This window comes from Peribacillus sp. TE19612 (genome assembly GCF_056279465.1).
This window is the reverse complement of sequence record NZ_JBWCCL010000017.1, coordinates 47,184-62,638: the sequence shown is the minus strand read 5'-3', so window position 1 is coordinate 62,638 and position 15,455 is coordinate 47,184. Positions and strand designations below refer to the sequence as shown.

General features: G+C 42.7%; 14 protein-coding genes, 1 rRNA gene and 1 other annotated feature. All 15 genes read left to right on the top strand.

The features are described from left to right. Positions 1–75 (top strand): 5S ribosomal RNA (gene rrf, locus ACZ9AO_RS23370); the annotation flags it as partial. A gap of 371 nt (positions 76–446) precedes the next feature. Next, positions 447–908, top strand: a complete 462-nt coding sequence (locus tag ACZ9AO_RS23365) for a CtsR family transcriptional regulator (protein ID WP_048677843.1) — start codon at positions 447–449, stop codon at positions 906–908. 21 nt (positions 909–929) lie between these two features. Continuing rightward, on the top strand, positions 930–1,481 hold the full coding sequence (locus tag ACZ9AO_RS23360) for a UvrB/UvrC motif-containing protein (protein WP_063595519.1): 552 nt from the start codon (positions 930–932) through the stop codon (positions 1,479–1,481). Further along, entirely contained in the window at positions 1,478–2,554 is a 1,077-nt protein-coding gene (locus ACZ9AO_RS23355; protein WP_476110705.1) for a protein arginine kinase, read from the top strand. Before ACZ9AO_RS23360 ends, ACZ9AO_RS23355 begins: the two co-directional genes overlap by 4 nt. Positions 2,555–2,683: 129 nt before the next feature. Then, positions 2,684–5,125 carry an ATP-dependent protease ATP-binding subunit ClpC gene (gene clpC / locus ACZ9AO_RS23350; RefSeq protein ID WP_034305090.1) on the top strand — a complete coding sequence of 814 codons (2,442 nt, stop codon included), beginning with the start codon at positions 2,684–2,686 and terminating at the stop codon, positions 5,123–5,125. A gap of 197 nt (positions 5,126–5,322) precedes the next feature. Continuing rightward, positions 5,323–6,711, top strand: a complete 1,389-nt coding sequence (gene radA, locus ACZ9AO_RS23345; RefSeq protein ID WP_476110702.1) for a DNA repair protein RadA — start codon at positions 5,323–5,325, stop codon at positions 6,709–6,711. 2 nt (positions 6,712–6,713) lie between these two features. Further along, positions 6,714–7,787, top strand: a complete 1,074-nt coding sequence (gene disA, locus ACZ9AO_RS23340; protein WP_063595517.1) for a DNA integrity scanning diadenylate cyclase DisA — start codon at positions 6,714–6,716, stop codon at positions 7,785–7,787. Positions 7,788–8,013: 226 nt separating this feature from the next. Further along, positions 8,014–9,111, top strand: coding sequence for a PIN/TRAM domain-containing protein (locus tag ACZ9AO_RS23335; protein WP_063595516.1), 1,098 nt, complete (start codon positions 8,014–8,016; stop codon positions 9,109–9,111). A gap of 21 nt (positions 9,112–9,132) precedes the next feature. After that, entirely contained in the window at positions 9,133–9,822 is a 690-nt protein-coding gene (gene ispD, locus ACZ9AO_RS23330; protein WP_063595515.1) for a 2-C-methyl-D-erythritol 4-phosphate cytidylyltransferase, read from the top strand. A gap of 14 nt (positions 9,823–9,836) precedes the next feature. Continuing rightward, on the top strand, positions 9,837–10,316 hold the full coding sequence (gene ispF / locus ACZ9AO_RS23325; RefSeq protein WP_034305078.1) for a 2-C-methyl-D-erythritol 2,4-cyclodiphosphate synthase: 480 nt from the start codon (positions 9,837–9,839) through the stop codon (positions 10,314–10,316). A gap of 89 nt (positions 10,317–10,405) precedes the next feature. Then, a complete protein-coding gene (gene gltX / locus ACZ9AO_RS23320; RefSeq protein WP_476110698.1) occupies positions 10,406–11,863 on the top strand; it encodes a glutamate--tRNA ligase in 1,458 nt (485 codons plus the stop codon). 42 nt (positions 11,864–11,905) lie between these two features. Next, positions 11,906–12,154: a binding site (T-box leader), on the top strand. 85 nt (positions 12,155–12,239) lie between these two features. Next, on the top strand, positions 12,240–12,890 hold the full coding sequence (cysE, locus tag ACZ9AO_RS23315) for a serine O-acetyltransferase (protein WP_034305073.1): 651 nt from the start codon (positions 12,240–12,242) through the stop codon (positions 12,888–12,890). Between the two features lies 1 nt (position 12,891). Then, positions 12,892–14,289, top strand: a complete 1,398-nt coding sequence (gene cysS / locus ACZ9AO_RS23310) for a cysteine--tRNA ligase (RefSeq protein ID WP_476110696.1) — start codon at positions 12,892–12,894, stop codon at positions 14,287–14,289. A 3-nt stretch (positions 14,290–14,292) separates the two neighbouring features. Next, on the top strand, positions 14,293–14,715 hold the full coding sequence (locus ACZ9AO_RS23305; protein ID WP_034305071.1) for a Mini-ribonuclease 3: 423 nt from the start codon (positions 14,293–14,295) through the stop codon (positions 14,713–14,715). Beyond that, on the top strand, positions 14,712–15,455 hold the full coding sequence (gene rlmB / locus ACZ9AO_RS23300; RefSeq protein WP_034305069.1) for a 23S rRNA (guanosine(2251)-2'-O)-methyltransferase RlmB: 744 nt from the start codon (positions 14,712–14,714) through the stop codon (positions 15,453–15,455). Before ACZ9AO_RS23305 ends, rlmB begins: the two co-directional genes overlap by 4 nt.

The following is a 15,455-nucleotide window of genomic DNA, read 5'->3' as shown; positions in this document are numbered from 1 at the left end:
GAACACGGCAGTTAAGCTCTTCAGCGCCGATGGTAGTTGGGGGTTTCCCCCTGTGAGAGTAGGACGCCGCCAAGCCATTTAAAAAGATCAGCCATCCGGCTGGTCTTTTTTGTGTTTGTAATAAAAAAATTTTCCGTTTTCAGGGACTGCACGGGCTGGCCTTATTTGAATTGGTTGCCATATCATGAAGGAATGGATGAGCTGGGGAAATAGGGCAGAATTTAAGTGATGAAACCTTAAGCAGAAGAATAAGTTCAGGTTTTACATCCATTTATATAGGGTATTTATGTAAGATATTTCAACTTTTATGTTCAATGGGGTATGTAACTACATATAATTTGGAGAAAATGGATATTACAGAAAGAAAGTGCGTTTAAGTTGCAAAATGCATTATTCCTTGTATAATAATAGTCAAATATAGTCAAAGTCAGAATGGAGGAGGCTGAGTGAGAAACATATCTGATGTTATCGAAACTTATTTGAAGCAAGTACTTGAAATAAGTCAAAAAGATATCTTGGAGATTAAAAGAAGTGAAATAGCAGATAAATTTCAGTGTGTTCCTTCTCAAATCAATTACGTAATCAATACCAGGTTTACCATCGAGAGAGGTTATGTTGTAGAGAGTAAGCGTGGAGGCGGCGGTTATATACGCATCATGAAAGTGGAATCACAGGATTCCGTGCAACTTATCAACCAATTATTATCGCTTATTGGTTCCAGGGTAACTCAATCGATGGCTGAAGGAGTAATTTCACGGCTGATGAATGAAGACGTCATTAATGAAAGAGAAGCAAAGATTATGATGAGCGTCATAGATAGATCGGTGATTTATATCGACCTGCCTGACCGCGATGAGCTTAGGGCAAGAATTTTAACTGCGATGCTTACGACTTTAAAATATAAATGAAACTGGCAGAGGTGATGAACGTTGATTTGCCAAGAATGTCATCAAAGGCCTGCTACCCTGCACTTCACCAAAATCATCAATGGAAAAAAGACTGAAGTCATGATTTGTGAGAAATGTGCTCAGGAAAAAGGTGAAATGTTCATGGAGGCAGGCGGACCTGGTTTTTCAATAAATAATTTATTAGCAGGATTGTTGAATATGGAGTCGAATATTCAACAGACAAAGGCAAATGCATTTCCGAAAACGGAAGAGAGGCGCTGCCCGCATTGTCATCGATCTTATAAAGAATTTGTCCATATTGGCAAGTTTGGCTGTGCCGAATGTTATAAAACGTTCAATGAACAGTTAAATCCCATTTTAAAGAGGGTTCATAGCGGCAATACAGCACACATAGGGAAAATTCCAAAAAGGATTGGCGGCGCCATATATCTTCGAAAACAAATTTTGGATTTGAAAGAAGTTTTAAAGGTCCACATTGATCAAGAGGAGTTTGAGAAAGCGGCAGAAGTAAGAGATAAGGTTCGTTCCCTTGAAAAAAGGTTTGAAGCACAAGAGGGAGGCGAAGAATTATGAGCTTGGAAAAGTTTGTAGAAAACGCCTTGAGTTCCTGGATGAGTGCCGAAGGGCCGGAAATCGATATTGTATTGAGTTCGCGGATTCGGCTGGCCAGGAATTTCAAAGACTTTACCTTCCCAACCTCCTTTTCGAACGAAGAAGCTAATAAAATCATTGAATTGGTCAAAAAAAGAATCGAAGAGGAAGTAACCCCGGAGATTGGAAAATTGGAGCTATTAGAGATTGACCAATTGCAGCCACTGGAAAAGCGCGTTCTGGTTGAAAAACATTTAATCAGTCCTCATTTAGTTGAAGATTCAGCGAAAAGCGCATGTCTCCTTTCGGAAAATGAAGAAATAAGTATCATGATAAACGAAGAGGACCATCTCCGTATTCAATGTTTAATGTCGGGGTTACAGCTAAAGGAAACCTTAAAGATTGCAAATGTTCTTGACGATTGGATTGAAGAATCCATAGACTATGCATATGATGAAGAAAGAGGATACCTGACTAGTTGTCCGACTAATGTGGGAACAGGGTTAAGGGCTTCAGTCATGATGCATCTGCCGGGCCTGGTCCTTACACAGCAGATGAATAATATCATACCGGCTATCAACCAATTGGGGTTGGTGGTTCGAGGGATTTATGGAGAGGGCAGTCAAGCGTTGGGGAATATTTTTCAAATTTCCAATCAAATCACCCTTGGAAAATCGGAAAGGGATATCGTTGAAGAACTAACGAGTGTAGTGCAACAAATCATAGCCCAGGAACGGTCAGCGAGGGATGCATTAGCGAGGACTTCCCACATACAATTAGAAGATAGAATTTTCCGTTCATATGGGGTTTTGTCCAATGCTCGAATCATCGAGACCAAGGAAGCAGCTACATGTATCTCCGATGTTAGGTTAGGGATAGATCTTGGGTATATAAAGAATATTTCCAAAAGCATTCTAAATGAATTGATGATTTTGACGCAGTCGGGATTTTTACAAAAGTACGCAGGCGGCCCTTTAAGACCCCATGAAAGGGATATCCGTAGAGCAGCACTCATCCGGGAACGCTTGAATTTCACGGAATCTTCCTCCTCATAGAGGTTATTGACCCCTTTAGGGAGAATTAAATTTCATTAATAGATATGGAGCAAGAATAAGCTTCTGCCATTACTTAGAGAATTGCCAGCAATTTTATTCAAAACGAAAATTCTTAAGGAGGAATTCCCTATGATGTTTGGTCGTTTTACTGAAAGAGCCCAGAAAGTATTAGCATTAGCCCAAGAAGAGGCAATCCGTTTAGGTCATAATAATATTGGCACGGAACATATTTTACTAGGCCTGGTCCGAGAGGGTGATGGTATTGCAGCCAAAGCGTTATATGCTCTTGGATTGGGTCCGGAGAAGATTCAGAAAGAAGTGGAAAATTTAATTGGCCGTGGACAGGATACGGCTCAAACGATACATTATACCCCAAGAGCCAAAAAGGTCATTGAGCTTTCCATGGACGAAGCAAGAAAATTAGGTCACTCATATGTTGGGACAGAGCATGTCCTTCTAGGTCTTATACGAGAAGGGGAAGGTGTCGCTGCACGCGTATTGAATAATCTGGGAGTAAGTTTAAATAAAGCTCGACAACAAGTATTACAACTTTTGGGCAGCAATGAATCAGGTGGTCATCAAGGTTCAGCCGCTGCAAATGCAAGCACGCCGACACTGGATGGCCTTGCCCGTGATTTAACGGCGATTGCCAGGGAAGGAAGCTTGGATCCAGTTATCGGAAGAAGTAAGGAAATACAGCGTGTCATTGAGGTATTAAGCCGTCGTACAAAAAATAACCCAGTATTGATCGGTGAACCTGGCGTTGGTAAAACAGCCATTGCTGAAGGGCTTGCCCAACAGATTATCAATAATGAGGTACCTGAGATTTTACGTGATAAACGCGTCATGACACTTGATATGGGTACTGTTGTGGCTGGCACTAAATACCGGGGTGAATTTGAGGACCGGTTGAAGAAAGTCATGGATGAAATACGCCAGGCGGGTAATATCATCCTATTCATCGACGAATTGCATACATTGATTGGTGCAGGTGGTGCAGAAGGTGCCATCGATGCCTCCAATATCCTTAAACCATCATTGGCCCGTGGTGAATTACAATGTATCGGTGCTACAACTTTGGATGAGTACCGCAAGTATATTGAAAAGGATGCTGCCCTTGAACGTCGCTTCCAGCCAATCCAAGTCGATGAGCCGACAATTGAGGAATCCATCCAAATTCTCAAAGGTCTTCGTGACCGTTATGAGGCACATCACCGCGTATCGATCACTGACGAAGCGATTGATGCTGCAGTCAAATTATCAGACCGTTATATTTCCGATCGCTTTTTACCTGATAAAGCGATTGACTTGATTGATGAAGCTGGTTCCAAAGTTAGGCTGCGCTCATACACAACGCCACCCAACCTAAAGGAACTTGAAGTGAAACTAGATGATGTTCGCAAGGAAAAGGATGCTTCCGTTCAGAGTCAGGAATTTGAAAAAGCTGCTTCGCTTCGCGATACAGAACAACGCTTAAGAGAACAATTGGAAGAAACGAAAAAAACTTGGAAAGAAAAACAAGGGCAGGAAAACAGTGAAGTGACTGTGGATGACATTGCACATGTCGTATCCAGCTGGACGGGAGTGCCGGTCACTAAATTGGCGCAAACAGAGTCAGACAAACTGCTTAATATGGAGTCAATCCTCCATGATCGTGTAATTGGGCAGGAAGAGGCCGTCATTGCGGTTTCTAAAGCAGTACGACGTGCAAGGGCAGGATTGAAAGATCCTAAGCGTCCAATTGGTTCATTCATCTTCTTGGGGCCTACAGGGGTCGGTAAAACCGAGCTAGCCCGAGCTTTGGCTGAATCCATTTTTGGTGATGAAGATGCCATGATCCGCATCGATATGTCCGAATATATGGAGAAACATTCGACTTCACGTCTTGTAGGATCGCCTCCAGGATATGTTGGGTACGAAGAAGGCGGTCAGTTAACGGAAAAAGTGCGGAGGAAACCATACTCCGTCGTTCTGCTTGATGAAATAGAAAAGGCGCATCCGGATGTCTTCAATATTCTTCTTCAAGTGTTGGAAGACGGAAGACTGACAGATTCAAAGGGGCGTACTGTCGATTTCAGGAATACCATTTTGATCATGACATCGAATGTAGGGGCATCTGCCTTGAAAACTGATAAGTATGTCGGCTTTAACATCCAGGATACTGGTCAGGACTATAAAAATATGAAAGGGAAAGTGATGGAAGAACTCAAACGTGCATTCCGTCCGGAATTCCTGAATCGTATTGATGAAACTATCGTGTTCCACTCATTAGAGAAGGATCATTTGAAACAAATCGTTACATTAATGTCAAATCAGCTTACTACCCGTTTGAAAGAACAGGAGATATACTTGGAGCTGACAGATGCAGCTAGAGAAAAAATTGCCACGGAAGGTTTTGATCCGGAATATGGGGCAAGGCCAATCCGCAGGGCGCTTCAGAAGCATGTAGAGGATTATCTATCCGAAGAGTTGCTTAAAGGCAACGTGAAAAAAGGGCAAACGGTCGTAATGGATGTCGTGAATAATGAGTTTGCAATCCGACAAGGCGAGCCTGTTAATGTAAGTGAATAACCTGATCCAAACTTCGAGGTACACGCAGATTCTTTTGCAGTGTACCTCTGTTTTTTATCTATAGGTAGATGTGAGTATAAACGGGACAAGCAAAGTGAATATTTTTTTAAAAAAACTTAGCCTTAAGAAGGTTTAAATAAAACAGAGATATAATATCCTTAATATAGATATTTTTTCCAAAGGAAGAGGAGTAATTTATGGCTGTAAAAAAGAAAACAAAATTTATCTGTCAGTCTTGTGGGTATGAGTCCGCGAAATGGATGGGGAAATGCCCAGGTTGCGGTGAATGGAATAAAATGGTCGAGGAAACCGAAATCGTTAAACCTGCTCGAAAGGGCGCTTTTACCCATTCAGAGGTGAGAGGTTCCGGGGAACGGGAGAAGGCAGCACCCATAACGACCATTCAATCAGAAAAAGAACCACGCATTAAGACGGATTTAATGGAATTGAATCGTGCTCTTGGGGGCGGGATCGTACAGGGATCACTTGTATTGATCGGAGGGGACCCGGGTATCGGTAAGTCCACCCTGCTTTTACAGGTATCATCCCAATTGGCGCATAAACAGAAAAAAGTGCTTTATATATCAGGTGAAGAATCAGTCAAGCAGACCAAATTGAGAGCGGACCGGCTTGGGACCATGTCGGAAAATCTATTCGTTTATTCTGAAACCGATATGGACTATATCCAACAGGCAATTACAGATGTTAAACCGGATTTGGTCATTATTGACTCGATTCAAACGGTTTACCATTCGGAGGTTACATCTGCCCCGGGAAGCGTTTCACAAGTGAGGGAATGCACAGCCTCACTCATGCGCATTGCTAAAACGAACGGGATTGCGATTTTTATCGTCGGTCACGTTACAAAAGAGGGGGCCATTGCGGGACCACGGCTGCTTGAGCACATGGTTGACACCGTATTATATTTTGAAGGTGAAAGACACCATACATATCGAATTATACGTGCGGTTAAAAATCGCTTTGGTTCGACGAATGAGATGGGTATTTTTGAAATGAAAGAACATGGATTGGAAGAGGTGGCGAACCCATCGGAAATTTTCCTTGAAGAACGGTCGCAAGGAGCTTCGGGGTCCACAGTCGTCGCATCCATGGAGGGCACAAGGCCGGTGCTTGTTGAAATTCAAGCATTGATTTCTCCTACGAGTTTTGGCAATCCTAGGCGGATGGCCACGGGAATTGACCACAATCGAGTTTCGCTTTTAATGGCTGTCCTGGAAAAGAGAGTGGGCTTGCTGCTCCAAAACCAAGATGCGTATTTAAAGGTTGCTGGCGGTGTCAAGCTGGATGAACCGGCAATTGACCTCGCTGTCGCAATAAGCATCGCATCAAGCTTCCGTGATAAACCAACAAACCCTGTCGATTGCATCATTGGTGAAGTGGGGCTGACTGGGGAAGTGAGAAGGGTGTCACGAATTGAACAAAGGGTGCAGGAAGCAGCGAAATTAGGGTTTGAGCGGGTTATCATACCGGCTAATAATATAGGAGGGTGGACCGCGCCGAAAGGTATTAAGATCATTGGTGTTTCATCGGTTTCGGAGGCTCTTAAACAATCGTTAGGGGGTTAAGCATGACAGATAAAAAAGGGTATGAGAAAACAAAATTGGAAATTCTGCAAATCGTAGCACCGGGTACCCCGCTTCGGGAGGGTATTGAAAATGTCCTGAGGGCGAACACGGGCGGTTTGATAGTGGTCGGATATAACGAGAAGGTGCGAACGATCGTGGATGGCGGCTTCGAAATCAACTGCAGCTGTACCCCCAGCACATTATATGAGTTGGCGAAGATGGACGGGGCCATCATTTTAAATGAAACCGCCGATAAGATCATTTTCGCAAATGCCCAATTAGTGCCTGATAACAGTACACCTTCCACTGAAACGGGAATGCGGCATAGAACAGCGGAACGGGTGGCAAGGGAGACCAAGTCGTTGGTCATCGCAATCTCACAACGCCGGAATGTCATCACTTTATATCAGGGCAATTTCCGGTATGCCCTTAAAGATATAGGAGTCATTCTTGCCAAGGCTAATTTAGCCATCCAGACCTTGGAAAAATACAAGGTGGTCCTGCAGCAGAGCATATCGGTTTTAGGAGCGCTCGAGTTTGAGGAAATCGTGACCTATGCCGATCTTTTGCAGGTATTTCACCGTTATGTGATGGTGCTCAGGATCAAGGCGGAGCTGCTAACGTACCTTAATGAACTTGGTACGGAAGGAAGGCTGATCCGTTTGCAAATGAATGAAATCCTGGCAGATATTGAAACGGAAGGGAAATGGCTTATCAAGGATTATACCTCCAGTAATGATGAAAATCCCGAGGAAATCATTTTTAGGCTTCAAGAGTTGGCCATGCAGGAAAAACTGGATGAAAGCATTCTTCTTAAGGTGTTGGGCTATCATGGATATATACATCTTGATGAGTCAGTACATCCCCGTGGTTACCGTATTCTTCATAAAATCCCACGCTTGCCGGGTTTAATCATCGAAAATTTAGTGAAACAGTTCGGAAGCTTTAGTGAAGTCAATAAAGCTACGGTTGAAAACCTTGACGATGTGGAGGGTATAGGTGAAGTCAGGGCCAATAAAATTAAAGAAGGACTCCGAATTTTGAAAAATCAGCTGGTCACAAATAGAAGGATGTAAGGTGCAGCCGGCTTTTAAAAAACTCCTGAACGGGCTTGAAATTGATTGGTGTTTATTTTTGACACTCAAAACTCAGGGTGCTAGGCTAATATTACGAAAAAGAGAAGAATTCATATTTGTAAATCCACTAATTCCTTAAGTGAATTTAACGTATATAGTGAAAACGAATTTTCGAAGGTTTCATTTTATTTTATTGGTCAATAATGAGTAGAAGGAGGTGAAAGGGATGTTAAAACGCATTATACAAGCATGCTTCTTAATAGTCGGCGGAACACTTGGTATGTTGCTTATTCCGGAATTATTAATTGTTTTACATGCAGACGATATTGCTTTATTAAACAATCCTTATGTAAGTGTACTGTTGGGTGCCATTATCTTTTATCTTATAACTTTTTGGGCAGTAGATCATGTGATCTACTTTATGAAATGGCTGGAGGAACAGCTTGTAAAGATACCGATTACGGATATAATCTTTGGCAGCGTAGGTCTTTTAGTTGGACTGCTTGCAGCGTTCTTGGTTGGATCCGCATTCAGTGCCATCAAGGTTCCCATTTTGAATACAGTGGTTCCTATCATCCTTACGCTTTTATTTGGATATCTTGGTTTTCAGGTGGGCTTTAAAAAACGTGATGAGCTATTGAGTTTATTCACGAAAAGCAATAAGAAAAAGAACACGGATGGTGAAGCAAGCGAAGAGGATGAAGAGGGGTATAGCAAGCGCCTGAAGATTCTTGATACAAGCGTCATCATAGATGGCAGAATTGCGGATATTTGTCAGACAGGCTTTCTGGAAGGTACCATAGTCATTCCTCAATTCGTATTAAACGAATTGCAGCACATTGCCGATTCATCTGATGCATTGAAAAGGAATCGTGGAAGGCGCGGTTTGGATATCTTGAATCGGATTCAAAAAGACCTACCGATTAAAGTGGAGATGTACGAGGGGGATTTTGAAGACATTCAGGAAGTCGACAGTAAACTGGTGAAGCTTGCCAAAATATCGGGCGGAATGGTCGTTACCAATGATTTCAATTTAAACAAAGTATGCGAGTTTCAAAATGTGGCGGTACTTAATATCAATGACCTGGCCAATGCCGTAAAACCTGTTGTACTTCCTGGGGAAGAGATGAATGTTCAGGTCATAAAGGACGGGAAAGAGCAGAACCAGGGCATCGCTTATTTGGACGATGGCACCATGATCGTTGTCGAGGGTGGCCGTGACCATATAGGGAAACGGATCGATGTACTTGTCACAAGTGTATTGCAAACCTCTGCAGGCCGGATGATATTCGCTAAACCGAAACTATTAGAAAAAGCATTATAAAGAAGAGTAGGAGAAACCGTTATGTTTTATGAAGTAGTGATACCTGCAGCTGGACAAGGCAAAAGAATGAAAGCGGGCAAGAATAAACTTTTTATTGAACTATCGGGTGTCCCGATCATTGTTTATACACTGCGTGTCTTCGAAGAAGATCCTGACTGTCGGGGGATTATCCTTTCGATAAACCCGGCAGAAAAGGATTATTTCAATCAATTGATAGCAGCGAATGGGCTTAAAAAGGTCAAGAAACTGGTCATGGGTGGCAAGGAGCGCCAACAAAGCGTTTATAATGGACTGCAACATGCAGAAGAAGACATCGTCCTGGTCCATGACGGTGCCCGCCCTTTTATTACCCTAGGGCAAATCAGTGAATTGACTACTGCCGCCTCCCTTAATGGAGGTGCCGTAATTGCAGTGCCCGTTAAGGATACGATTAAAAAAGCGGCAAACAAAAAGGTATTGGAAACAGTGGAACGATCAAGCTTGTGGGCGGTGCAAACTCCACAAGCTTTTCGTGTATCCATATTAAAAAGTGCGTATGAACAGGCAGAAGCTGAAGAATTTTTAGGGACGGACGATGCAAGTTTACTAGAGCGGATCAATGAACAGGTAGTTATTATTGAGGGCAATTATGATAATATTAAGATTACGACTCAGGAAGACCTTTATTTTGCAGAAGCGATTTTACATAAACAACAACATGGAAAACGATGATTGGGGAGAATGATATGTTTAGAATAGGACAAGGATATGACGTTCATCAGCTTGTGGAAGGCAGGCCTTTGATAATTGGCGGGATTACGATTCCGTATGAGAAAGGACTGCTGGGTCATTCGGATGCGGATGTCCTTCTGCATACTGTTGCCGATGCCTGCTTGGGGGCAATTGGTGCAGGGGATATCGGTAAGCATTTTCCGGATACCGACCCTGAATTTAAAGATGCCGATTCTGCAAAACTGCTGCAGTATATTTGGGCGATCGTAAAAAAAGAAGGATATTCCCTAGGTAATGCGGATTGTACAATCATTGCACAAAGCCCGAAAATGGCACCGTATATCGAGGAAATGCGAGGCAGGATTGCAGAACTTTTAGATGCCTCGATAGACAGGATTAATGTAAAGGCGACCACTACGGAGAAACTTGGATTTACAGGCAGGGGCGAAGGAATCGCGGCACAGGCTGTTGTCTTATTGGTCAAATCAAACTAAATCGTTTTTAGAGTGGATGCCTTTATCCCAATGAATTTAAATGATAATATAAACAATAGAATAGAACGACTGGGAGGTCTATATATATCATGAGCAGCGATATTCGAGTTCGCTATGCACCGAGTCCGACTGGACATTTACATATTGGTAATGCACGGACTGCTTTATTTAATTATTTATACGCACGAAATAAAGGCGGGAAATTCATCATCCGTATTGAAGATACCGACCAAAAGAGAAATATTGAAGGCGGAGAGGAAAGTCAGCTTAAATATTTGAAATGGCTTGGCATGGATTGGGATGAAGGTGTTGATGTAGGCGGTGAATACGGTCCATATCGTCAATCCGAAAGGAACGACCTTTATCAGGAATTGTATCAAGAGCTTTTGGATAAGGGGTTAGCATATAAATGCTATTGTACGGAAGAAGAGCTGGAAGCAGAGCGTGAAGGGCAGGTCGAACGCAATGAAACGCCAAAATATTCTGGGAAGTGCAAGCATTTAACTGAGGAAGAGCAAGCGGAACTAGTGGCACAAGGAAGAAAACCGAGCATTCGCTTTGCCGTTCCAGCTGGGAAGGTCCTTACTTTCAAAGATATGGTCAAGGATGAGGTTTCATTTGAAACGGATGGCTTTGGTGATTTTGTTATGGTTAAAAAAGATGGCATTCCAACTTATAACTTTGCAGTGGCCGTCGATGATCACTTGATGAAGATTTCCCATGTCCTTCGCGGTGATGATCATATCTCCAATACTCCAAAACAATTGATGATTTATGAAGCTTTCGGCTGGGAACCGCCGGTATTCGGACATATGACGCTGATTGTAAACGAAAGTAGGAAGAAACTGAGTAAACGTGATGAGTCGATCATTCAATTCATTGAGCAATATGAAGAGCTTGGCTATGTACCTGAAGCATTATTCAATTTCATTACATTACTAGGATGGTCTCCGGTCGGGGAGGAAGAGATTTTCACAAAAGAAGAATTCATTAATCTTTTCGATGCTGACCGTCTGTCTAAATCACCTGCACTTTTCGATAAGCAAAAGCTTACATGGATGAATAATCAATATGTGAAGCAATTGGACGTCAATCGTGCAGTGGAATTGTCATTGCCTCACTTAATTAAAGCCGGGAAGGTTTCAGAGACACTGACCGCGGAAGAAGAAGAGTGGGTACATGGGCTTGTTTCACTTTTTCAAGAGCAGATGAGCTATGGAGCGGAAATAGTCGAGCTTTCTGAACTGTTTTTCAAGGATGAGGTCGAGTTCGAGCAAGAAGCTAAGGAAGTGCTGGCTGAAGAACAGGTACCGGAAGTCATGAATGCTTTCCTTCAGGAGATCGAAGGGCTTGAAGAATTTAATGCGGATGAAATCAAGAAGTCAATTAAAGCCGTACAAAAAAGCACAGGGCATAAAGGGAAAAAATTATTCATGCCGATAAGGGCTGCCGTCACGGGTCAAACACATGGTCCTGACTTGCCTAAGGCAATTTCATTACTTGGCAAAGAAAAAATTAAACAGCGTATTCAGAGTATTTTATATTAACAATTTGTCGAAAATGTAATATAGTATTTAATAATCTTACAAAAGAACGCGTAGATGGGGAGAAGTAAGTAAACGAAGCTTTTTAGAGAGAACCATAACCTGCTGAAAGTGGTTCAGGCCTCTCGTTTTCTGAAATGCACCCTTGAGTCCTTTGCTGAACTAACCTATAGTAGGCACAGGCGGAATGTCCTCCGTTACAGGGATTAAAGTTGGGGATGAAAAAACAGGAAAAAGCTTTACCTGGTTCGTACATTCCAAACAGAGTGGAACCGCGCTTCAAGCGTCTCTGTCTATTTGGACAGAGACGCTTTTTTATATGCTTTAAAAGCTTCAAAAGGGGATGTTGGAAAAGGACGGAACATAGGGGGGAATCATTTTGTTAAAGATGTTTAAAGAAGATATCGAAGTGGTTTTTGATCAAGATCCTGCTGCGCGCAGCTATTTGGAAGTCATATTGACGTACGCGGGTTTACATGCGATTTGGAGTCATAGGATGGCTCACGCACTATTTAAGAGGAAATTCTTTTTCCTGGCGAGAAGCATATCTCAAATCAGCCGGTTTTTTACCGGAATCGAAATTCATCCAGGGGCTACGATTGGCCGTCGTTTCTTCATTGATCATGGAATGGGGATCGTCATTGGCGAAACTTGTGAAATTGGCGACAATGTATCCGTCTTTCAAGGTGTAACCCTTGGGGGGACCGGAAAGGAAAAGGGAAAACGTCATCCTACGATAAAGGATAATGTTTTGATAGCTACAGGAGCAAAAGTGCTGGGTTCCATCACTGTTGGGGAAAACTCGAAAATCGGTGCGGGATCGGTAGTTTTAAAGGAAGTGCCACCTAATTCTACAGTGGTGGGCATTCCAGGTAAAGTGGTCATTCAAGATGGCATCAAAATCAATAAAGACCTAAATCATTGTGATCTTCCTGATCCAATCGCTGATCGCTTTAAGGAATTGGATAGTGAAATCAGGGCCTTAAGGGCGAGGTTGGCCGAACAGAAGCAGGAAGAAAGGAGTCTATAATATGGCGATTAAAATATATAACACAGCAACAAGAAAAAAGGAAACCTTCGTCCCGATTGAAGAGGGAAAGGTGAAGATGTATGTATGCGGACCCACTGTCTATAATTACATTCATATTGGCAATGCAAGACCGGCAATCGTATTCGATACCGTTCGTAGGTATTTGGATTACCGTGGATATGATGTGCAATTCGTTTCGAACTTCACGGATGTGGATGATAAGCTGATTCGTGCGGCAAAAGAATTGGGGGAAGATGTCCCGACCATATCTGAGCGTTTCATCAAGGCGTATTTTGAAGACGTGTCGGCATTGGGCTGCAAAAATGCGGATGCTCACCCGACCGTAATGGAGAATATGGATGCAATCATTGAATTCATCTCGGCGTTAATCGAGAAAGGATTCGCTTATGAATCGGAAGGGGATGTGTACTACCGCACTCGTAAGTTTGAGGGATATGGCAAGCTTTCACATCAGTCCATCGATGAGCTTCGAGTGGGGGCACGTATTGAAATAGGGGAGAAAAAGCAAGATGCCCTTGATTTTGCCCTTTGGAAAGCGGCCAAGGATGATGAAATATCATGGGAGAGCCCATGGGGTAAGGGGCGTCCTGGCTGGCATATCGAATGCTCCGCAATGGTCAAAAAGTATTTGGGGGATACCATCGATATTCATGCAGGAGGTCAAGATCTGGCATTCCCGCATCATGAAAATGAAATTGCACAATCCGAAGCATTGACGGGTAAGACCTTTGCGAATTATTGGATGCATAATGGGTATATAAATATTGAGAATGAAAAAATGTCTAAGTCCTTAGGCAATTTCGTCCTTGTGCATGACATCATTCAGAAGCATGATCCACAAGTGTTACGCTTCTTTATGTTATCAGTACATTACCGTCATCCGATCAATTATAGTGAAGAAGTGCTTGAAAATGTAAAAGCGTCCCTTGAACGCTTAAGGACATCATATCAAAATTTAAAGCATCGCCTTCAAGTAAGTGACGGATTGACTGAGAATAATGATGTTTGGTTGGAGAAGCTGAATGATTTACATGAACAATTCATTAAGGAAATGGACGATGATTTCAACACAGCTAATGCAATATCCATGCTTTTTGAACTTTCCAAACAGGCAAATTATTACTTGATGGAGAAAAACACAGACACGGAAGTGATCAATGCTTTCCTTGATAAATTCAACACCTTATTTTCTGTCCTCGGTTTGTCCCTTGAAGAAGAGGGGCTTCTGGATGAAGAAATTGAAGGGTTGATACAACAAAGGATTCAAGCGCGGAAAGACCGCAATTTTGGATTATCTGATGAAATTCGCGATCGCTTGAAAAACATGAATATCATATTAGAGGATACCCCTCAAGGTACAAGATGGAAAAGAGGGTAATTAATGCTTCATTACGATAGTAAGGTAGATGCAAAAATGCTGAACAGTCTTGCTTTAGCATATATAGGTGATGCTGTATACGAAACGTATATACGGCATCACCTCATTCAAAAAGGGGCGGTCAAGCCCAATCTACTTCACAAAAAAGCTACATCTTTTGTAGCTGCTAAAGCGCAAAATAAAATCATCCACTTCTTTCTGGAGTCAGATTGGCTATCGGAAGAGGAATCCGCTGTCGTTCGGCGCGGCCGAAATGCGAAATCCGGTACGGTACCGAAGAATACAGATGTGCAAACGTATCGCTACAGTACAGCCTTCGAGGCTCTTATGGGATTTTTGTATTTATCCGGTCGAATAGAAAGAATGGAAGAACTCATCAAAAAATCCATTGAATACATTGAAGAAGAAAAGGGGAGTAACCCATGAGCGAAGAATATATCATTGGCAGAAACCCCGTATTGGAAGCACTTCGCTCCGAACGGGAAGTTAATAAAATTTGGATAGCCGAGGGCTCGCAAAAAGGCTCGATGCAACCACTTATCGGTCTCGCGAAGGAAAAGAAGGTGCTCGTGCAAATCGTACCGAAGAAAAAAATTGACCAAATGGTAGAAGGCATCCATCAAGGCGTTATCGCACAAGTGGCTGCATATGAATATGTGGAGCTGGATGACTTATTCGCAAAAGCGGCTGAACGGGACGAAGCACCTTTTTTCATGATTCTTGATGAGGTTGAAGATCCGCATAATTTAGGTTCGATTATGAGGACGGCCGATGCAGTCGGGGCCCATGGAATCATCATTCCGAAAAGAAGAGCAGTGGGCTTGACGGCAACAGTGGCTAAAGCTTCGACTGGTGCAATCGAATATATTCCTGTAGCTCGCGTTACAAATTTGGCAAGAGCGGTGGAAGAATTGAAAGAGCGAGGGGTATGGATAGTCGGTACCGATGCGAAAGGCAGCGATGATTATCGTAACATGGACGGAAAGATGCCTATCGGACTTGTTATTGGCAGCGAAGGAAAAGGCATGGCCCGGTTAATGAAGGAGAAATGTGATTTTCTCATCCGTCTTCCAATGGCAGGAAAAGTAACTTCGTTAAATGCATCGGTAGCAGCCGGTTTATTGATGTATGAGGTTTATAGAAAAAGAAATCCCCTAGGGCAATGA